The following is a 21,051-nucleotide window of genomic DNA, read 5'->3' as shown; positions in this document are numbered from 1 at the left end:
TTTAGGGGGCGGACTCCTGCCCCTTTTCTCTCTTTGACAGGGCGTCTTGGGTGAATGCATGGCTCGCCGTTTGAGCGCTGGCCGACAACGCGGCTTTACGTTAATTGAACTGATTCTGGTGATCATACTGCTGGGGATCCTCAGTGTGACGGCTGCGTCACGTTTGATTGGCCGCAGCAGTTTTGATGCATACCTGGCCCGCGATCAGGCTATCACTCTGACCCGTCAGATTCAGCTGCGTGCCATGAGCAATATTGATGCTCAGGGCGATCTGGACGGTTGCCTGTCATTGCAGGTGACACCGGATCATTTTGGCCCGCCCGCCTGTGCCGACACCACTTTTTCTGGCCGTGCAATCACAGAAGCCGATGATGCTATCACCGTGACAGGCGATCTACAGGGAGAGGTGCGGTTCGATTTACTGGGACGGCCCTATCAGCAGGATGGCAGCGGGAACAAGACGCCGTTGTGTACCACAGCGTGCCAGATCACCTTTGTCTCGCGTAACGCCCAGAGCGCTTCAGTCTGTATCAACCGGGAAGGCTATATCCATGCCTGCCCGTAATCCCTGCCGCCAGAACATTGGCTATTACCAGCAGGGTTTTACCCTGATTGAAGGCATTATCGCCATTGTCATTATGGCGATTGCTATGGTCACACTGACCAGCTTTTTATTTCCTCAGGCCGAACAGTCCGCCGTACCGCATTATCAGGCCAGAGCGGCAGCCATTGGCCAGGGCGTGCTGAATGAGGTGCTATCGCGCAAATTCGATGAAGCTTCGGATCCCTTTAACGACAGCGTGATCCGCTGCGGAGAAGAGGGGTATGTGTGCAGCGCGCCAGACAGCCTGGGCGCGGATGCTGGCGAGGTTAACAGCGGCTTACTGAATGTCGGCGCTGCCGACGATGTCGATGATTTTATCGGCTGCTGGGGCAGTGTGGCACAGTGCAACGACAGCAGCCTGCCTCACCGTGGGGCATTGCAGGATCTCGTCACAGTGTCTGCCGCCGGGCAAAGTGACTACCGCAATATTTATCTTGAAATCAGTGTGCGCTATGAAAATAACGCTTTCAATGGTGCCGCAACTACGGTCAGCAGCCAGAAACGTATTGATGTGCTGGTCAGGACCAGCCGTTACGGTGAATACCCGTTCACTGCATTCAGGAGTAATTACTGATGCAGCCGTCCAAAGGATTCACCCTGATAGAAATGATCATGGCACTGGTGATTCTGGCGTTTATTTCGCTGGGCATAGGTGCCTACCTGCAACTGGGCGCCCGGGGCTACTCCGACACGATAGATCGCGAGCGTTTACAATCTGAGGCACGCTTTGTCATTGAACGTATGACTCGGGAGATTCGCCATGCCGCGCCGAACAGCGTCAGTTTTAGCAACGGGTGTCTGTCGTTTTATCCTGTGGTATTAACCGGTGCTTACCTGAACGAGCCGGATCCCATTGATCCTGTGCTGGAGGTGCTGGTCTCGCCTGACTCACAGCAAATGAACTTATGGAACAGCGGCGTTAACGGCAACCACGCGGCTGTGGGATTTGTCAGTGTCAGTGATTATCAGGCCGATGCAGGCGAAAGCATGATGGTTGAAGCGTTAACGAAGGCCCCGACAGCGGCAGATCCCACGGCCACTTTGCAATTGTCCCAGTGGCTGGGCGATCGTTCGCCGGGTCAGCGCCTGTACCTGTTTTCCGACCGGGTGGCTTTTTGTCAGGACGGGAATACGCTGGTGCGACGGGTCAATAATGGCGCTGCTTATGCGCTGACAGATACGCTCAGTCGCTTCAATGTTGCTGTCTCAGGGGCCGGCCTGAACAGCAATGGCTTGATTCATCTTGAACTGAGCTTTCGCGATCCCGTCAGCCAAGAGTCGTCGGACTACAGTCAGAGCATGCAGGTGATCAATGTCTTATAACCGGCGGCATACCAAAAAGCAGCAACAGGGCAGCGCGCTGATCGTCGCTATTTTCGTTATTGTTGTCATGGCCGCCATGGCAGCCGCCATGTTGCGGGTAGCGGGATCCGGCCAGGACATCACTACCCGAGAGGTGTTGTCGACCCGCGCCTGGTTTACCGCCCATTCCGCCAATGAAGTCATGATGAGCCAATTGTTTCCGCTGGCCGGCACAACCAGTGATTCCGCAGTCGAGATCTGTAACCGCCATCACCCTGACACCGGCACGGCTTATACCTTCGCACCTGCCGGGGTAACGGGCTGCCGCGCAACGACGACCTGCCAATCTTCACATACCGGGTCAGTAAACACTTACTTTTTAATCAGCACGGCACAGTGCGGCAGCGGCCCTCATGCTGTTACCCGGATTCAGGAGCTTTGGGCAAAGGATTTGGATAATGAGTAAAGTCTGGCGGTTGATTCTTTTATGGTTATTGATTTCATTTCAATTTGCCTGGGCTTCTTCAGAGCAATGCAGTGAACTTCGAACTGATAGTCGATTTAATGTCGCTTACCAAATTCAAAACGCGCAATTGAAAGAAACTATTTATGGCGCGAAAAAGAATGGAACGCGTGAACTGGCACTTTGGAGTAATGACCCCTCAATTGACTCGATCATCAAAGACTCGGAAACAGTGGTTGGCGGCGATTACTACGTTTGGTTGGAGTATGAGCAAACAGGCAATAAGCAGGGGATGCTGACTTATTACCTTTATGAAGTCGGAACAGAACCTGTCATCTGGCGTAAAATAAGCACTGCGTTTGCGGACTTATCTTCAATAAAAAGCGTCCCAATTCAGGTTGAAGGGACGTCCGTTCAGGAAATAGCTTGTACGCTTGATGAGGTTGCTCCGGAGTTGCCTGAACCGTCAAACCCAGTATGTGAATATTTTGGTGCACCGGTTCAATCGCATTCATCATCAGGAAGAATTGATATTTACAATAATGCTTTTATCCGTGGTAATAAGGCAGATTTTAAATTGGGCTTTGCAGCCATTAATGATGGCAGTGGTTTGTCTGATCATTCATGCACGGCAAAAGGGCAAAGTTGGAAGTGTCAGATTGACCCTAGCTTGATTGTCGACCCGATACCTATGCCTGATTCATTTCCTGAACCCGATCCTGGAAATGGATACAAGTCATATTATGACAATCAAGTGCATGATATCGAACCGGGTAATTATGGGGGGATGGAGGCTGGAAGTAATAATACTGTGATACGTTTCAGCAGTGGCACTTATTGGATAAAACAACTGACTCTAAATGGTTCGGCTGTACTTGATGTTGTCACTGGCGCAAAAGTAAAACTGTATGTCAATCGACTTCAAATCAATAATCAGGCACTCATTAATCATAATGGTATCCCGGAAGACTTTTTTCTTGCGGGAGTTGGTGGCGATGCAAGCATTCACATTACAGGCATGGCCTCCTTTAACGGACTGGTCTATTCCGAAAATAATGTCATTCTGGATTCCGATTTTAGCTGGAACAGCGATTTATCCCAGATTCCTGCAACCATAATGGGGGCTGTGATCGCGAAAAATGTCTTCATGAGTAAAACCAGTAATGTCTCAGCTGAGGGGGTTTGTGAGGATGTGATCCCCAACGACAACTACGAACTGGTGATTTCTCCGAGCACGGCTTACGGCCTGACCTGCGAGCGAATCCCGGTCGATTTCACTGTGCTGAAAAACGGGATAATAGATACTTCTTTTGTCGGGAATCTGAATGTGTCGCCATCCTCCACATCAAACGGTGAGGTGTGCTGGGCGGTATCTGAAAACGGCAGTTGTGAGACCAGTTCATCTTCGATTCCAATCAATGGCGGGGCAGTGACTCTGTATCTGCAAAGCCATTTGGTTGGTGATGTTCAGGTTGCGGCCTCGGTTCTGACACCGGGAAATCAATTACTGACAGCGAATGCTGGCCCTTATCGTTTTGCGCCGTACGGTTTTCGCATTAATAGCGGTACAGCCAAAGAACTGACTGCCGGTAAACCGGATTCTTTATTGATTGAAGCAGTTGCCTCTAATGGTGCCCAATGTGAGGTCATTGAAGATTACGGCAAGACCGGCAGCGAAGCTAAATCATTGCGCTTTACCGGTCTGGATTATGTCAGGCCGAATTCGGGCACGCGCCCGCTGTTGCTCAATGGTCAGACGGTGACTGAAGCCGGTAATGTGACGGCCACGCTGACCTTTACCCAAGGCCGGGCGACAGTCCCTGTGCAGTATAACGACGCAGGCGAAATCAGTGTCGAGCTGGCCGATAACGAGTGGCAGCCGGAAGACTGCCCGGCCGGAGCAACGGATTGTGATGATCATCAGGGGGATTGGTCCGGCTTAAACGGCACAGCGGTCTTGCTATCCCGACCTTATACGTTCGCGCTCTGTGATGTGACCTCTGAAAATGGAAAGACAGACTTCTCCGGTACGTCCGGCAGCGGACCGGGCTTTGCGGCGGCGGGTGATAAATTCTCAGTTACCTTTAAACCTGTGATCTGGACGGAAGATGCAGTGATGCCGGATCAAAGTGGAGACGGTATCAATGATATCCGGACTACCACTTCAGCCTGGTGTAATCAGTTAACCACACCGAATTACTATTCCGTCTCTGGACTGGTGACAGCGCCGATTCAGTTGTCAATTCCCAATAAACCCGCAACGCCATCGGATACAGGGGCCGTTGCTGGAGTGCTGAGTGGTGCCCAGACATATGAATTCATCCGTTCTTTGGACGCAGAAAATGGTTTGGTGGTTAATAACCTGAGCTGGAGCGAAGTCGGCAGTCTGTGGCTGCAGGCCGATGCCGATTATCTCGGCATGCCAGTGGCTCAGGGTGTCGGACAGCTGGGGCGTTTCTATCCGGCCTATTTTTCAATCAAAGAGAGTGCGGTCAGCGATGCTTACGGCAACTTTACCTACATGGGGCAGCCGTTCTCCCTCTCGGCCACCGTCGAGGCGAAAAACAGACAGGGCGGGTTAACCCAAAACTACGGCTATTTTGCCGACGATTATAAAGAATCGCTGCAGTTACGCGCCGTTAATGCGGGTGCGACAGGGAGCGATGCCAACAACCTGACCAGCCGGTTGTCTGAGAACCTGAGTTATCAGCACTGGGATAAAGCTATTCAAACCATCAGCACCGACACGCTGGCATTGTTACGTGTGGTGAGCAGCACGAACCCAAACGTGACCGAACCGGACGGGCCGTACCCGGTGGATTTTGGTCTGGTCGTAGAATCTCGACATGATTGCGCGACCCGTGGCTGCAGCGATTTTTCAGCTAAACCGCTGAGTGTCTATGAGCAGAACGGCGCCACGCCGGAAACCGCCGCTGCACTGGCCGGTGACATTCACGCCCGTTACGGCCGGATGCGGCTGGAAGACGCCGTGGGCCGGGAAGGTGAGAAGATCAATATACCTGTGCTGTTGGAGTACTGGAATGCCGGCCAGTTCGTCACCAACGGCGACGATCATGACTCGGTATTTAATGGCCAGCTGTACTTCAGGCAGGGCATCACCAATCCCACTACGAATGCGATCACTGCATCTGTCGGTGATATCAAGGTGGAAGAGGGGCGTTCAACATCGGGCGATCTTTATGCCACAGAAGGGGGATCTCGCGAACAGGTGCGCTTCTGGCAAAAACTGGTGACCGAACCGCCTGTTGCTATTAGCGGGGAAAACCCCGTCACTGACTCAGGATCAGGCACCCATGCCGGCAGCGAATCCCAGCCCTGGTTGCTGTACAACTGGCGGGACCAGGGTGACGAAAACCCCTCCGCCCTGGTAACTTTTGGTATCTACCGAGGTAACGATAGGGTGATTTACCGCGGTGAAAGGAATATGAATCCATTCATCCATTCAAATTAGCCGATGCCAGTGAGTTGAAACCTGGCATGGATAGGCTGAAGCGCAATGATGAGTGCAACGTCAGTCTGAACGGATAAAGTACGACTTTATATTCCACTTGCTTTATATTTGTCTGGTATATCTCAGGGGCATGCTAATGAGAGGGCAGACCACAATTCGAAGCAAAAGCACACACGAAAGCGTAACAATCCCTAAAAATGAGGATCTGTGGCAGGTTTGACAAAGCTTATCTTGTCTCGCTACCTGCCACTTGATACATTTAGGCGCAATTTTTACGAAATTTGAGCTTGCAGGATTAGCCGAAAACTATGTTTAAAAAACTTCGTGGCATGTTTTCCAATGACCTGTCCATTGACCTGGGTACTGCCAATACCCTGATTTATGTCAAAGGGCAGGGTATCGTACTTGATGAACCTTCAGTGGTCGCCATTCGCCAGGATCGTGCGGGTGCCACTAAAAGTGTCGCGGCCGTTGGCCACGAAGCAAAACAAATGCTGGGGCGTACGCCTGGTAATATTGCTGCTATCCGCCCGATGAAAGACGGTGTGATCGCAGATTTTTATGTCACAGAAAAAATGCTGCAGCATTTTATCAAGCAAGTACACGATAACAGTGTGCTGCGTCCAAGCCCGCGTGTGCTGGTGGCAGTCCCTTGCGGTTCGACTCAGGTTGAGCGTCGTGCTATCCGTGAATCGGCACAAGGCGCCGGTGCCCGTGAAGTGTACCTGATTGATGAACCTATGGCGGCAGCCATTGGTGCCGGTCTGCCGGTGTCTGAAGCGACAGGCTCTATGGTAATCGATATCGGTGGTGGTACAACTGAAGTGGCCGTTATCTCGCTTAACGGCGTGGTGTATTCCTCTTCCGTACGTATCGGTGGTGACCGTTTCGATGAAGCGATTATCAATTATGTGCGCCGTAACTACGGTAGCCTGATTGGTGAAGCGACGGCTGAGCGCATCAAACACGAGATAGGTTCTGCCTATCCGGGTGATGAAGTGCGTGAAATCGAAGTGCGCGGCCGTAACCTGGCTGAAGGTGTGCCACGCAGCTTTACTCTGAATTCCAATGAGATTCTCGAAGCCCTGCAAGAGCCGCTGACTGGCATCGTGTCTGCTGTGATGGTAGCACTGGAACAGTGTCCGCCTGAACTGGCTTCGGATATCTCTGAGCGCGGTATGGTGCTGACAGGCGGTGGTGCATTGCTGCGTGATCTGGACCGTTTACTGACTGAAGAAACCGGTATCCCTGTGGTTGTTGCTGAAGATCCGCTGACCTGTGTGGCTCGCGGTGGCGGTAAAGCGCTGGAAATGATCGACATGCACGGTGGCGATTTATTCAGCGAAGAGTAATGTCTACCCCGGCAAACATCCAAACAGGTCATAGTGTTACATGAAACCTATCTTTGGCAGAGGCCCTTCTCTGCAACTGCGCCTGTTTCTTGCCATGTTACTGTCGGCCGGCCTTATGCTGGCCGACAGCCGTCTTGATGCTTTCGCCCAGGTCCGTTATGTCCTTAACTCTGCGGTTGCCCCTTTGCAATACGCAGCGAACCTTCCGCGTGAAATTCTGGATGGTCTTTTCAGTCAGCTGAGTTCTCATCAGCGATTACTGGCAGAAAACAAAGCGCTTAAGCGCGATCTTCTGGTACTGCAAAGCGATGTGCTGTTACTTGACCAGTTACAGCAGGAAAACCAGCGTCTCCGCGAGTTGCTGGGTTCACCGTTTGTGCGTGACGAACGCAAGATGGTGGCAGAGGTGATGGCTGTCGACTCTGACCCTTACAGCCATCAGGTCATGATAGATAAAGGCCGTGTCGATGGCGTGTATGAAGGCCAGCCAGTGATCAATGACAAAGGTATTGTTGGCCAGATTTCCTATGTCGGCGCGCATAACAGCCGCGTGCTGCTGCTGATTGATCCCACCCATGCCATTCCGGTGCAGGTAGTACGCAACGATATCCGGGTGATTGCCTCCGGCAGTGGTGAGCAGGATCAGATCCAGCTTGAACACGTGCCCAGCAGTACCGATATCAAAGTCGGCGATTTACTGGTGACCTCAGGTCTGGGTGGACGATATCCGGAAGGATACCCGGTCGGCAGGGTGACAGAATTTTCGTTTGATAATAAGCGCCCGTTTGCGCAAATCAAAGCCTTGCCAACGGTACAGTTTGACCGCTTGCGCTATTTACTGCTGGTCTGGCCGACAGACAGAGAAAGGCATACCGTCACTACAGGAGAACCGGTCAATGGTTGATAGTCGAGCCAATGGCATTCTGCTGATATGGTTGTCGTTTGTGGTCGCGCTGATCCTGCAAGCCGCTCCCTGGCCCGGGCAGCTGGAAGCGTTTCGCCCGTCCTGGGTCATGCTGGTGGCGTTTTACTGGGTACTGGCCTTGCCACACCGGGTGAATGTCGGCACGGCATTGGTACTGGGGCTGATCTGGGATCTGCTGCTGGGCTCCACTCTGGGTATTCGTGGCCTGACCATGTCGGTACTCTGCTATATCGTGGCGCTGAATTTTCAGGTCATGCGCAACTTATCGTTATGGCAGCAGGCCATGATAGTTGCCTTACTGTCACTGGCAGGCAAGCTGGTGGAGTTCTGGGCAGAATACCTGGTGGTCGAAATTGAATTTGATCCCACCCGGTTGTGGGCCGTGTTACTCAACTTCCTCCTCTGGCCGTGGTTGTTCCTGTTTTTGCGGCGCATTCGCCGTAAGTTCTCAATACGTTAGGGGGACGTCAGTCCCCTCCGGATAGCACGGTGTGATACGGCTCGCACGATAAGCGCTGGTGCTATCGTCTTTCTAGGTAAGATCAAGATGACAACACTGTATCTGGCATCCGGTTCACCCCGTCGCAAAGAATTGCTCTCTCAACTCGGTTACACTTTCGATATCCTGTCGCTCGACGTCGAAGAACGGCATCAGGCAGGAGAAACCCCGGAGGCGTATGTTCAGCGTCTGTCGCTGGACAAAGCCCTGGCCGGGGTGGCAGCAACGGACGGTCAGACGCCGGTACTCGGTTCAGACACTATAGTGGTAGTGGACGGACAGATTCTTGAAAAGCCGAGGGATTTCGCGCACAGCCGCGAGATGCTCATGTTATTATCCGGACGAAGCCATCAGGTCATGACGGCTGTCACTGTCGCCACGCAAGATCGTCAGCGTACAGAGCTGGTTGTGACGGATGTCTGGTTCCGGTCTCTGACCGACCAGGATATTCAGGACTACTGGCAAAGCGGTGAACCCAAAGACAAAGCCGGCAGTTATGCCATTCAGGGGATTGGCGGCAAATTCATTGCCCGTATCGAAGGGAGTTACCATGCAGTTGTCGGCTTGCCGCTGCTGGAAACCGATGCGCTGATCCGAGAATTTATAGCCAATTAAATTAACAGAGGCATCCATGAGTACCGAGCTGCTTATCAATGTGACACCCAGTGAAACCCGTGTGGCGATGATTGAAGGGGGCAACCTCCAGGAAATCCATATTGAGCGTGAATCCAAGCGTGGCATTGTTGGCAATATTTACAAAGGGAAAGTGAGCCGTGTACTGCCTGGCATGCAGGCAGCTTTTGTTGATATTGGGCTGGATAAAGCGGCCTTCCTTCATGCGTCCGATATTGTTCCCCATACCGAGTGTGTGGCTGAAAATGAGAAACAGCAGTTTCAGGTAAGAGATATTTCTGAACTGGTGCGCCAGGGCCAGGATCTGGTGGTGCAGGTGGTGAAAGATCCGCTGGGAACCAAAGGAGCCCGCCTGACGACAGATGTCACCCTGCCATCCCGTTATCTGGTTTTCATGCCCGGTGCCAGCCATGTCGGCGTATCGCAGCGGATTGAAAGCGAGCGCGAGCGTGAACGCCTGAAAAATCTGGTGACCAAGCACTGTGATGAGCTGGGCGGATTTATTATCCGCACTGCTGCGGAAGGGGCATCATCAGCAGAAGTGGCGCAGGATGCCGCATTTCTTAAGCATTTGTGGCGAAAAGTGCTGGAACGTCGTGGAAAATATAAGAGCAAGTCGATGCTGTACGGTGAGCTTGGGTTGGCGCAGCGCATCCTGCGCGATTTTGTCGGCACCGAACTGGATTCTATTTACGTCGACTCCCGCCTGGCTTTCGAAAATTTAAAAGAATTTACCGACGAGTTCGTGCCAGAACTGAGCAATAAGCTGGTTCGCTACACAGGCGATCAGCCGATTTTCGATCTGTATGATACGGAAAATGAAATTCAGCGTTCGCTGGATCGCAAAGTGGAGCTGAAATCCGGCGGTTATCTGATTATTGATCAGACCGAAGCCATGACAACGGTCGATATTAATACCGGCGCGTTTGTCGGTCGCCGTAACCTGGAAGAGACTATCTTCAATACCAATATTGAAGCTACCAAAGCGATTGCACGTCAGTTACGCCTGCGCAACCTTGGCGGCATTATTATCATCGACTTTATCGATATGGCCTCTGAAGAGCACAGGCGCCGGGTGTTGACGGCTCTGGAGCAGGCGCTGTCTCACGACAGGGTGAAAACCAATATCAACGGTTTTACTCAGCTCGGGCTGGTGGAGATGACCCGTAAGCGAACCCGCGAAAGCATTGAACATGTACTGTGCGGGACCTGCCCAACCTGTGAAGGGCGCGGGACAGTGAAAACAGTCGACAGCGTCTGCTATGAAATTCTGCGTGAAATTACCCGTGTCAACCGGGCCTATGATGCTGATCGTTTTGTCGCTTATGTCTCTCCTGCTGTGGCGGAGACACTGGCCGGCGAGGAATACCATGCACTGGCAGAACTGGAAGTCTTCATCGGTAAACAGGTTGAGGTCAAAATCGAACCTTTATATAACCAAGAACAGTTTGACGTCGTAATGATGTAAACCCTGAGGCAATGGCGTGTTATCTGTGCTGATAAATCTGACCCGCGTCCTGAAATGGACGCTGCTCACTCTGCTGGTCATCGGCGCAGTGTTAATCACCACGTTGCGATTGCTGCTGCCGCAACTGAACGATTACCGCGCTTCGATTACGCAATGGCTCTCGGCGCAAGCCAATATGCAGATCAGCGTCGAGCTGGTTGAGGGGCGCTGGCATAATCTTGGCCCGGTTATGGCGCTGCACGGCGTCAGTATCGGCCAGAGCAGTAAGGATATGGTGCAGGTTGGCGAGGTCGACTTTGACGTCGACTTGTGGCGCTCTGTGCTTAACCTCAAACCGGTTTTCCGTGATATAAAACTGACCGGACTCACGCTGGATCTCACCCAGTTTCCGGCCAGCGGCAGTTCTGCTGAGGCGGATAAGCCGCTGGATGTTAACCGGCTGGAACAGTTGCTCTTTGTTCAGCTGGGGACATTCTCCCTTCATGATGCGACCCTGATGGTCAGTTCTCCTGCCGGTCACCGTCAGCCGGTGGCAGTGGAAGAGCTGAAATGGGATCGTCAGGGCGACATGCACCTTGCCGAGGGGATTGTCAGTATTCCCGGCACAAACCTGAATCAGCTCAAAGTGATCGCTAACCTGTCAGCCGCACAAGGATTGCCACATTTATCCGGTACGGTTTATGCGCGGGCGAAGAACCTGTCGATGACGCCCTGGCTCAATCAGGCGGTACTGGGCGGGGAAAAAATCACCGGCAGCCAGCTGAATGCAGAAGCCTGGCTGACGCTTGATAATGGCCAGCTCAGTAACAGTAAACTCCGTTTTCTGGATTCTTACATACGCTGGCAGGAAAACGGCCGCAAACACGAACTGGCATTGCTTCGCGGTATGTTGTCTCTTACCCCGGAGCAGCAAGGTGAAAGCCGCAGCTGGCGTCTTGACAGCCATAAACTGGTACTGGCGACCGATCAGCAAGCCTGGCCTCGCCTTGATTTTTCCGCCAACTGGCTGGCGCCGCAGGAAAATGTTCAGGCGATCTCTGAGCCGGTAACACCGCAAAACACCTTATCCCCGGGACTCTGGCAACTGGCTGTCGGCCGTGTTGATCTGGCCAGACTGGCGCCGTTAGCCAGTTTGCTGCCCGAAGACAACGCAGGCCGGCAAGCCATTGAATCACTGCAGCCTGCCGGTTTGGTGCGCGATCTCCGGCTGGCCGGACAGGGACTGGCGCTTCCGCGCTTTTCGTTTGAATTGGATGGGGTGTCCAACAAACAGTGGATGTACCTGCCCGCCTTTGCGTCTCTGGACGCCAAGGTTGCCGGTGACGGGCAGCAGGGTGAGATAACGCTCAATGTCGGCAAGCAGACACTGGACTACGACAAGGTCTTCCAGGCTCCGATGGAGATAGAGCAGGCCGATATCCGCGGTTACTGGAAAATGGACGGACAGGGATGGCGTTTGTGGAGCGATGCGCTGTCGGTGAGTACACCGCATCTGAGTGCGAACGGCCAGTTCCGGATTGATTTCCCGAAAGCGGCTCCTTCCTGGCTGTCTTTTTACGGCGAAACCAAAGTCAAAGATGCCGGCGCGGCCTGGCGCTATTTACCCCGCCCGGCAATGGGGCAGGAACTGACGGATTACCTGTCTTCCGCCATCCGCGGCGGGCAGTCTGATCATGCTCAGTTACTGTGGTTTGGCGATTTGCCTGCATTCCCTTATGCCCGCCATGACGGTAATTTTGAAATCAGCGTGCCGCTTAAGAATGGGCGTTTCAGTTTCGATACCGCCTGGCCAGAGCTGACCGACATTGATTTGAATCTGGGGTTTCGCAATGATCGCATGCAGATCAATGCCAGCCATGCCAAAACCAAAGAAGCTGTTGCTGAGCGGGTCGTCGGAGATGCCTGGCTGCACCCGGAAGGTCACCTGAAGCTGGCCATTGATGTCAGTGCAGAAGGCGATCAGGTTCGCGACTATATGATGGCAACGCCACTGGTGGACTCGGTCGGGGCGGCGCTGTCGGCGGTGAATGTTGATGGGCCTGTTGCTGCCAAACTACAACTGGATATTCCCTTTAGTGGCGGTGAGGTGAAAGCGCAGGGTGAGGCCCGCCTTGACAGTAACCGGGTGACAATAGAAAGCCTGTCGCTGCCTCTGACCCAGGTGAAAGGCACCATTCATTTTGATAATGATCAGATAACGGCGGACGGCGTAACCGGCTACTGGCTCGGCCAGCCTCTGACCGTCAGCTTTGACGGTGAGAACGCCGAAGCCGGTTACCGGGTTAATGTGGATCTGGTCGGGTTCTGGCAGGTTGCCTCGCTGCAGCAGCGTTTGCAGGATCCACTGCTGGCCAGGCTGCACGGCAGTGCCAGGTGGCACGGTAATGTCGGGGTAGTGCTGCATGATACCGGGCTGAAATATCAGGTCTTTATTCAGGCGCCGTTAGCTGCTATCCGCAGTGAGCTGCCTTATCCGCTGGCCTTTACGCCACAAAGCCCCACCAGTGCGGTACTGACGGCTTCCGGCAACACTTCCCGGCTTGAAGCCAGCCTCACTGTGCCGGATGCCCAGTACCGGGCTGAGATAGCCTTGCAATCACAACCGCGGATTGTTCGCAGCGAACTGACAGTCGGCCTCGCCGAGCGCCGTAAACTGCCGGCTAAAGGCCACGGGATTCGTATTCAGGCCAACAGCATTGATGCTGATGCCTGGGACAGCCTGGTACAACAGATCATCGCGAAGCAGCAGCACAGACCGGCCGCACAAACCGGTATTGCGCTGCCCTTGCCCACACGGATCAATGCCAGCATCGAGCAGCTTAAGCTGGCAGGGCTCAATTGGCACAATCTGGATCTGGCGGTGCGTAAGCAGCCAACGCAGTGGCATGCGGTGCTCGGCAGCCGCGAAGTCAGCGGCGAGCTTTTCTGGCCTGACTATAAACCGCTGACGGTGAACCTGGAGCAGCTTCATCTCAATTTACCGGAAGATAAAAAACCGCTGGAAACCTTGTCTGCTGAGCATAGGTATGTTCCTCAGCGAGCGATTCCGCCGGTCACGGATTTTGATCGTAACATGATGGCCTACCTGCCGCAGATGAACGTCAAGATCAAAGACTTGTGGCTGCAGGGATACCGACTGGGCGAATTAAGCGGCCGATTGCGGCGCGATGCCCAGACGCTGATTCTGGAAGAGCTGCAACTGGATTCCGGAACTACATCACTGAGCCTGGATGGTCACTGGACCATGAATCAGTATCAGAATGAAACTCAAGTCGCCTTTGATATCGCCGGTGAGGACAGCTCGGAGCTGATGGGGCGGCTGGGGATCTCAGGTGGGATCCAGGATGCCAGATTTACCAGTTATGCCTCGATTCAGTGGCAAGGGGCGCCATGGTCGATGCACCGTGAAACCCTGACCGGTGAGCTCAAGACTGAAACCGGCAAAGGGGTGATCCGGGATGTGGGCGGTGCAGGCCGGATTCTGGGGTTATTCAGCCTGGATTCTATCATGCGCAAGATGCAGCTCGACTTTACCGGGGTGTTCGATGACGGACTGGCTTTTGACTACATCAAAGGCTCAGGACGGATTGAAAATGGCCGTTTTGAAACGGACGATGTGGAAATGAAAGCATTGGCGGGGGATATGTACATTCAGGGAAGTGCTAATCTGGTTAATGAGACAGTGAATGCCAGAGTGAAATTTATTCCTGATCTGACATCCGGCATCCCTGTGCTGACAGCGTTTGCTGTCGCACCGCAGACGGCCATAGTCGTGTTTGCGATTTCGACGGCCTTGTCGCCTGTAGTGGATGTCTTTACCCAGATTAACTATGTCGTCAGCGGTCCGATAGAGTCACCCACAGTGACAGAACAATCGCGCTTTACGGGTGAGTTTAAGGTCCCTGCAGCACTGAAGCAGCAGGTTGAACAATAATAATGAGGAACTTCCGGCTTTGCCTGTTTGGTGAAGCTGAGGTAATAATAACAAGAAAATCAATTTGTAATGGAGTGCGTGATGGCTAGAGTGGGTGTAGTACAGATGAATTCCGGGCCTGATCCTGAACAGAATCTGCAACAGCTGAAAAAGAAGTTGAAGGGGCTGCAGTTGCAGGGGGCGAAACTGGTCGTCACGCCTGAAAACTGCCTGATTTTCGGTACCCGGGCTGATTACGAACAACATGCTGAACCTCTGGGAGAGGGAGGGCTGCAACGCCAGCTCGCCGCACTGTCCCGTCAACTGGGGATCTGGTTGCTGATCGGATCTATGCCGATCCGGCGTGAAGACGGCAGCATGTCGACCACGGCCTTGCTGTTTGACGATCAGGGCCAGCTGCAGGCTCATTACGCTAAATTGCACATGTTCGATGTTGAGGTCGCCGATCGTCACCACAGCTATCGTGAGTCAGACACCTTCCGGCCAGGAGAGGCAGTTAAGGTGGTGGCAACACCTTTCGGCAACATTGGACTGTCGATCTGTTATGATGTCCGCTTCCCGCAACTGTACAGTGCATTGCGGGCGCAGGGTGCCGATATCATAGTCGTGCCGGCAGCGTTTACTAAAGTCACCGGCAAAGCGCACTGGGATATCCTGCTGCGTGCACGCGCTATTGAAACCCAGTGCTGGATTGTCGCAGCCGCGCAGTGGGGGGAGCATAACCAGGGGCGGGAAACCTGGGGCCACTCAATGATTATCGATCCCTGGGGACAAGTCGTCGCCTGCCAGGAGCAGGGCACAGGTGTGATCACCGCAGATATCGATCTGGGTCTGAGCGCACAGATACGAATGAATATGCCATTGCTGCAACATAGCCGTTTTCAGGTGCAGCAGTGCAACACAGAAGAGTAAGGCAATGATGCTGGAAACCGTAGAACAGACCATGCTGGCCCAGTCCGGGCTTGAGCGTGATGATCTCAGCCAGATACTGGGGCTTATGGTCGCCCGGAACGTGGATTATGGCGATATTTATTTTCAGTCCAGCTGGCACGAATCACTGGTGCTGGAAGACAGTATCATCAAAGACGGCTCCTTTAATATCGACCGCGGTGTGGGTGTTCGTGCGGTATCCGGTGAAAAAACCGGCTTTGCCTACTCAGATCAGATCAGCAAGCTGTCACTGACTCAGAGTGCCAAAGCGGCACGCGGTATTGCCCGCAGTGGCGGCTCTGGCAAGGTGCAGGCTTTTGCTTCATCGCCGGTTAAGCCTGCGTATGCCGGGGGCAATCCGCTGGAGAGCCTGGAGCGCCAGGAAAAAATAGCCCTGCTTCAGCAAGTGGATGCCTATATCCGTGCCAAAGAGCCTTTGGTGAAAGAAGTCTCGGTCAGTATTAATGGTGTCTATGAGCAGGTGCTTGTCGCTGCCATAGACGGCACCTATGCGGCTGATATTCGTCCTCTGGTGCGTTTTTCTGTCAGCGTGCTGATCGAGAAGAACGGCAAGCGCGAAAGCGGCAGTGCAGGCGGCGGTGGCCGCTTCGGTTATCAGTATTTTATGACTGAAAATGACGGCAAGTCGGTCGCTTTGCAATATGCCGATGAAGCCCTGCGCCAGGCGCTGGTCAACATAGATGCCGATCCGGCACCTGCCGGCACTATGCCGGTCGTGCTTGGAGCGGGCTGGCCGGGTGTATTGCTGCATGAGGCTGTCGGACACGGTCTGGAAGGTGATTTCAACCGCAAGGGCTCTTCCATGTTCTCGGGCCAGATGGGGCAGCAGGTGACCTCAAGCCTGTGTACCATAGTGGATGACGGCACTCTGGCAGATCGACGCGGTTCACTGAGCATTGATGATGAAGGCACCCAGGGCCAGTACAATGTGCTGGTGGAAGGGGGCAAGCTCAAAGGCTATATGCAAGATAAGCTCAATGCCCGCCTGATGGGCGTGGCGCCAACCGGGAATGGCCGTCGTGAGTCTTATGCGCACCTGCCAATGCCACGCATGACCAATACCTACATGCTGCCGGGCGAACATACGCCGGAAGAGATCATCGCCAGTGTGGAAAACGGCATTTACGCCCCGAATTTTGGTGGCGGACAGGTCGACATCACTTCCGGTAAATTTGTATTCTCAGCGTCAGAAGCTTACCTGATTGAAAAGGGTAAAATTACCCGTCCGATTAAAGGTGCAACCTTAATTGGCAGCGGCATTGAAGCGATGCAGAAAGTCTCTATGGTGGGTAACGATCTGGAACTTGACCGTGGGGTGGGCGTCTGCGGCAAAGCCGGACAAAGCATACCTGTCGGTGTCGGTCAGCCAACCCTGAAGCTGGCATCGATGACAGTCGGCGGAACTCAGTAAGCACATCCGAGCGGACTGACGCCAATAAAAATGCCAGCATTTGCTGGCATTTTTGTCTCTAGTGCACGGAATCAGTCTTTGATGTAGAGTGCTTTCAGTACCTGAAAGATTTCGCGGTAGGCTTTGGCCGGCTTGTTGGCGGCTTTTTCTTTCACGGCCATACGAACCAGTTGACGCAGTTGCTGGCGGTCAGCATCCGGATGGGCTTCCATCACTTCATTGATCACGCTATCGCCGTCATCAATCATGCGATCACGCAAAGATTCCAGCTTGTGCAGCTGAGCCGTTACCTGAGCATGCTTGTTATTCAGCTTGTCCAGTGCCGCCTGAATCGGTTCGATGTCAATGTTACGCATCTGTTTACCGATAAACTGCAGCTGGCGGCGATAGGCCTCCTGCTTAAATCGCTGGGCGTCTTTGATTGCCATGCGAAGCTCGTCACTCAGCGGGATTTTCGCTAATGCACCGGGCTTGAGCTTGACCAGCTCTTCGCCCAGCTTTTGCAGGGCTTCCATGTCACGTTTCATCTCGGATTTACTCACCCAGATGATTTCTTCTTCCTCTTCCCATGGGGCTTTTTTATTTTTACGGCTCATATCAGGCTCATGACAGACTTCAATGTCTCTATTTTATCAGTTTCAAGTTGAATTTGGGCGCATTTTAATTGTCTTGAGTGTTATCCTTAGGGGAAACCGTGTAAATAAAGTATGACTATGGATGTGAAACAACAAGTCGCCCAGCAGCGTAGCGAGCTGGAACAGGCGGTCGCCCGTGCCCTTGAGCTTGCCGGCCAGCAGGCTGATGCTGCCGAAGTGGCGATTAACAAATCCACAGGGATCAGTGTCTCTACCCACTTGTGTGAGGTCGAGAATGTCGAATTTAACAGCGATGGCGCGATGGGGATTACCGTCTACCGCGGCCAGCGTAAAGGCAGTGCGTCAACCTCAGACTTGAGTGAAGCGGCGATTGCACAAACCGTGGCAGCGGCACTGGAAATTGCGCGCCATACCTCGGAAGATCCCTTCGGTGGTCCGGGGCCGGCTGAGCTGATGGCCAAAAATATCCCGGATCTGGATCTTTTCTACCCGGATGAACCTGAACCAGATCATGCCGCTTCTATCGCGATTGCTGCCGAGCAGGCTGCGCTGGACGCTGACAGCCGCATTAAGCAGAGTGACGGTGCCAGCTACGACAGCCACTACGGTATCCGGGTGTATGGCAATACGCACGGCATGCTGGCCAGCTACCCGAGCAGTCGCCACAGTATCAGTTGCTGTGTGATTGCCGAGGGTAAGAATGGCGACATGGAGCGCGACTACAGCTATACCCTGGCACGTCGTACCAGCGATTTGTGGACGCCGGAGAAAGTTGGCCAGTTGGCGGCAGAACGCACGGTCAGCCGGATTGATCCGCAGAAATTGTCCACTCGTCAGGCTCCTGTCATGTTTGCCTCCGATGTTGCCACCGGCTTGTTCGGGCATCTGGTGATGGGGATCAGCGGGTCGAATTTATACCGTAAGTCAACGTTCCTGCTGGATATGCTTGATGAGCAGATCTTTCCGTCCTGGCTCAACATCAGTGAGCGCCCGCACCTGCTGCGTGGCCTGGCAAGTACACCGTTTGACAGTGAAGGCCTGGCCACCCATGACAGGGAAATCATTCAGGATGGGGTACTGAAAACCTATCTGATGACCAGTTATGCCGCCCGCAAGCTGGGGCGTCAGCCGACCGGGCATGCAGGTGGTATCCACAACTGGCAGGTGTCCAGCACAGGTGAAGATTTCAATGCCATGCTGCGTAAGCTGGGTACCGGGTTCCTGGTGACAGAGCTGATGGGACAGGGCGTGAATATCGTGACCGGCGATTATTCGCGCGGTGCCGCCGGTTTCTGGGTTGAAAATGGCGTGATCCAATACCCGGTCAGTGAAGTGACGATTGCTGGGAATCTGAAAGACATGATGGCCAATATTGTGGCTATCGGGACAGACACTGAAACCCGCAGCCAGATTCAGACCGGCTCCATTTTGCTGGAATCAATGAAAATTGCCGGTGAGTAATGGTGTGCTCTGAGTGAGAAAAAGGTCTGGCCCGGTGCCGGACCTTTTTTGTCTCTGAACCATCAGGTGAGAAACACTGTCGCCAAGCCGAGAAATACCGACAGGCCGATAATATCGGTAATGGTTGTTAATGCCATGCCGCCCGCGAGCGCCGGGTCAACATTGAGTTTTTTCAGAATAATAGGCACTCCGACCCCCGCGATACCAGCGATCAGCAGGTTGGTCAGCATAGCACCGGCAATAATGGCACCGAGCATTAGGTTGCCTTTCCACAAGACCACCACACCACCAATGATTCCGGCCCACAAGAGACCGTTGATTAAACCTACCCGGGCTTCTTTACTGAGCAGCCAGCGGGTGTTGGAATCGCCGATATGACCGACGGCCAGACCGCGGATCACCAGGGCGACAGTCTGGTTTCCGGCAACCCCGCCCATCGAGGGCACTATCGTCATCAGAACGGCAATGGCGGCCATTTTATCCAGGGTGTCTTCAAACATGTTGGAAACAGAGGCGGCGGCTAACGCAGCTAACACATTCACTCCCAGCCAGATGCTGCGTCGGCGGGCGGATTTCATGACAGGCGCAAAGGTATCTTCATCGTCGTCCATACCGGCCATACTCATCATGGAGTGTTCGGCATCTTCCCGGATGATATCAACCACATCATCGATGGTGATACGGCCGACCAGTTGGTTGCTGGCATCGACCACAGGTGCCGAGAGCCAGTTACGGCGTTCAAACAGGTTGGCTACTTCACTGTCGTCCATCTCGACATTGATGGCTTCATCCGGATCGTCCATCACATCGCAAATCTGTACGTCAGGTTGCGTGGTAATCAGGGTTGCCAGCGAGAGGTGCCCAATCAGCACATTGTGTTCGTCTACCACATAGAGTGTATCTGTGGCTTCAGGAAGCTCTCCGCGCATGCGCAGATAGCGCAGAACCACATCGGCAGTGACATCGCCGCGGATGGTCACGAAGTCGGTACTCATGATACCGCCAGCGCTTTCCTCCGGATAAGCCATTGCCAGCTCGACGCGATGGCGATCAGCGGCATCCATTTGCGCCAGTACTTCACGGAAACGGTTATCAGGCAAACTGCGCAGCACGTAAGCCACGTCATCGCTTTCCATGCCTTCAGTGACGGCTGCCAGTTTTTCCGGCGCCATCATGGCCACGATACCGTCTTTTACATCTTCAGACAGCTCGTCAAGGATCTCACCCTGCTCTTCAGGATCCGTCAGTTGCCACAGGACCTGACGTTCTTTGGGCGGACAGGCTTCAAGCAGGTGGGCAATATCCTCAGGCTCCATATCCTGCAACATTCGCCGGACGTGAACGAACATCCCTCGATCCAGGGCCTGGTTAACCTGTTGCAGTGTCTGGTGGGTTTGATCTTGCTCGAAAACGTCCGCCATAGAGAGAACTACCTTGCTTCGTGAATACACCCAGCTCTGTTGCGACAGCGGCAGCCGGGAAATGGCGCAATAACCTGAATATTAACGTAATAGCGTCGTCTTTGTCTCACTGGATCTGAGATCTTGCTAAGATTTCACTTGGCTGTAAGAAAAAAAGGGGGAGGGTCTAAAGCGGTGATTTGTTGTCGGTTGCCGGGTATTTTGTTGTTGTTCGGGACGGATAGACGCAAGATAGGGTCAGATCTTTTCAGGAGACTGGCGATTGACCGCCGGGAGCGGGGGATCAGTTATCTTCGTCAAAACCGTTTTCGATCAGCGAGGCGACCGCTTCCAGTGCGACGCTGGCGTCGCCCCCTTCAGCGCTGACGATGATCTTCTGGCCTTGTGCAGACTCCAGCATCAATAACCCCATCACACTGTCGGCAGTTGCGGATTTGTCTTCGTTGGTGACAGTGATAATGGCATCAAAACTCTGTGCCAGCTCGACCAGTTTAATTGCCGCCCTGGCATGCAGACCAAGGCGGTTTTTAATGAATAATTCCCGACTGACAGTATTCAT

The 21,051-nt window shown here is 53.6% G+C and carries 17 protein-coding genes; 14 read left to right on the top strand and 3 right to left on the bottom strand.

All coding sequences use genetic code 11. The features are described 5' to 3' along the window. Positions 1-58: 58 nt before the first annotated feature. The 13 genes from D6M16_RS18935 to tldD all read left to right on the top strand — a co-directional run bounded on the left by D6M16_RS18935 (position 59) and on the right by tldD (position 17,014). Positions 59-565 carry a prepilin-type N-terminal cleavage/methylation domain-containing protein gene (locus tag D6M16_RS18935; protein ID WP_120513451.1) on the top strand — a complete coding sequence of 169 codons (507 nt, stop codon included), beginning with the start codon at positions 59-61 and terminating at the stop codon, positions 563-565. After that, positions 552-1,178, top strand: coding sequence for a prepilin-type N-terminal cleavage/methylation domain-containing protein (locus tag D6M16_RS18930; protein WP_120513449.1), 627 nt, complete (start codon positions 552-554; stop codon positions 1,176-1,178). Before D6M16_RS18935 ends, D6M16_RS18930 begins: the two co-directional genes overlap by 14 nt. Then, on the top strand, positions 1,178-1,927 hold the full coding sequence (locus D6M16_RS18925) for a PilW family protein (protein ID WP_120513447.1): 750 nt from the start codon (positions 1,178-1,180) through the stop codon (positions 1,925-1,927). Before D6M16_RS18930 ends, D6M16_RS18925 begins: the two co-directional genes overlap by 1 nt. Further along, positions 1,917-2,372: an MSHA biogenesis protein MshP gene (locus D6M16_RS18920; protein ID WP_120513445.1), complete on the top strand. Its 456-nt coding sequence runs from the start codon at positions 1,917-1,919 to the stop codon at positions 2,370-2,372. The genes D6M16_RS18925 and D6M16_RS18920 overlap by 11 nt, the downstream gene beginning before the upstream one ends. After that, positions 2,365-5,841: a DUF6701 domain-containing protein gene (locus D6M16_RS18915; protein WP_120513443.1), complete on the top strand. Its 3,477-nt coding sequence runs from the start codon at positions 2,365-2,367 to the stop codon at positions 5,839-5,841. The genes D6M16_RS18920 and D6M16_RS18915 overlap by 8 nt, the downstream gene beginning before the upstream one ends. A 308-nt stretch (positions 5,842-6,149) precedes the next feature. Then, a complete protein-coding gene (gene mreB / locus D6M16_RS18910; RefSeq protein ID WP_027253728.1) occupies positions 6,150-7,193 on the top strand; it encodes a rod shape-determining protein MreB in 1,044 nt (347 codons plus the stop codon). A gap of 40 nt (positions 7,194-7,233) precedes the next feature. Further along, complete coding sequence (mreC, locus tag D6M16_RS18905; RefSeq protein WP_120513442.1) at positions 7,234-8,097, top strand: rod shape-determining protein MreC; 864 nt, start codon at positions 7,234-7,236, stop codon at positions 8,095-8,097. Beyond that, positions 8,090-8,578, top strand: coding sequence for a rod shape-determining protein MreD (gene mreD / locus D6M16_RS18900; RefSeq protein ID WP_120513441.1), 489 nt, complete (start codon positions 8,090-8,092; stop codon positions 8,576-8,578). Before mreC ends, mreD begins: the two co-directional genes overlap by 8 nt. Positions 8,579-8,665: 87 nt before the next feature. After that, on the top strand, positions 8,666-9,232 hold the full coding sequence (locus tag D6M16_RS18895; protein WP_120513440.1) for a Maf family protein: 567 nt from the start codon (positions 8,666-8,668) through the stop codon (positions 9,230-9,232). A 16-nt stretch (positions 9,233-9,248) separates the two neighbouring features. Further along, positions 9,249-10,718 (top strand): ribonuclease G, encoded by a 1,470-nt coding sequence (rng, locus tag D6M16_RS18890; RefSeq protein WP_120513439.1) that lies wholly within the window; start codon positions 9,249-9,251, stop codon positions 10,716-10,718. A 25-nt stretch (positions 10,719-10,743) separates the two neighbouring features. Further along, positions 10,744-14,652 (top strand): YhdP family protein, encoded by a 3,909-nt coding sequence (locus tag D6M16_RS18885; protein WP_240435657.1) that lies wholly within the window; start codon positions 10,744-10,746, stop codon positions 14,650-14,652. A gap of 81 nt (positions 14,653-14,733) precedes the next feature. Beyond that, positions 14,734-15,564 (top strand): carbon-nitrogen hydrolase family protein, encoded by an 831-nt coding sequence (locus D6M16_RS18880; RefSeq protein WP_120513436.1) that lies wholly within the window; start codon positions 14,734-14,736, stop codon positions 15,562-15,564. A gap of 4 nt (positions 15,565-15,568) precedes the next feature. Further along, entirely contained in the window at positions 15,569-17,014 is a 1,446-nt protein-coding gene (tldD, locus tag D6M16_RS18875) for a metalloprotease TldD (RefSeq protein ID WP_120513434.1), read from the top strand. A gap of 71 nt (positions 17,015-17,085) precedes the next feature. Here tldD and yjgA read toward each other — a convergent pair whose 3' ends face one another. Further along, positions 17,086-17,610 carry a ribosome biogenesis factor YjgA gene (yjgA, locus tag D6M16_RS18870; protein WP_027253720.1) on the bottom strand — a complete coding sequence of 175 codons (525 nt, stop codon included), beginning with the start codon at positions 17,608-17,610 and terminating at the stop codon, positions 17,086-17,088. Positions 17,611-17,727: 117 nt separating this feature from the next. On the opposite strand from yjgA, the gene pmbA reads away from it, so the two are divergent. After that, the gene (gene pmbA, locus D6M16_RS18865; RefSeq protein ID WP_120513432.1) at positions 17,728-19,071 is read left to right on the top strand and encodes a metalloprotease PmbA; all 1,344 of its coding nucleotides are present in this window, start codon (positions 17,728-17,730) and stop codon (positions 19,069-19,071) included. 62 nt (positions 19,072-19,133) lie between these two features. On the opposite strand, the gene mgtE is transcribed toward pmbA, so the two are convergent. Together mgtE and D6M16_RS18855 are read right to left on the bottom strand one after the other, a co-directional pair. Further along, positions 19,134-20,492 (bottom strand): magnesium transporter, encoded by a 1,359-nt coding sequence (gene mgtE / locus D6M16_RS18860; protein ID WP_120513430.1) that lies wholly within the window; start codon positions 20,490-20,492, stop codon positions 19,134-19,136. A gap of 283 nt (positions 20,493-20,775) precedes the next feature. Continuing rightward, positions 20,776-21,051 carry an HPr family phosphocarrier protein gene (locus D6M16_RS18855; protein WP_120513428.1) on the bottom strand — a complete coding sequence of 92 codons (276 nt, stop codon included), beginning with the start codon at positions 21,049-21,051 and terminating at the stop codon, positions 20,776-20,778.

The sequence above is a fragment of the Photobacterium salinisoli genome (assembly GCF_003614885.1).
In the GTDB taxonomy this organism is placed as follows: Bacteria; Pseudomonadota; Gammaproteobacteria; order Enterobacterales; family Vibrionaceae; genus Photobacterium; species Photobacterium salinisoli.
This window is presented reverse-complemented; position numbering and strand designations above follow the sequence as displayed.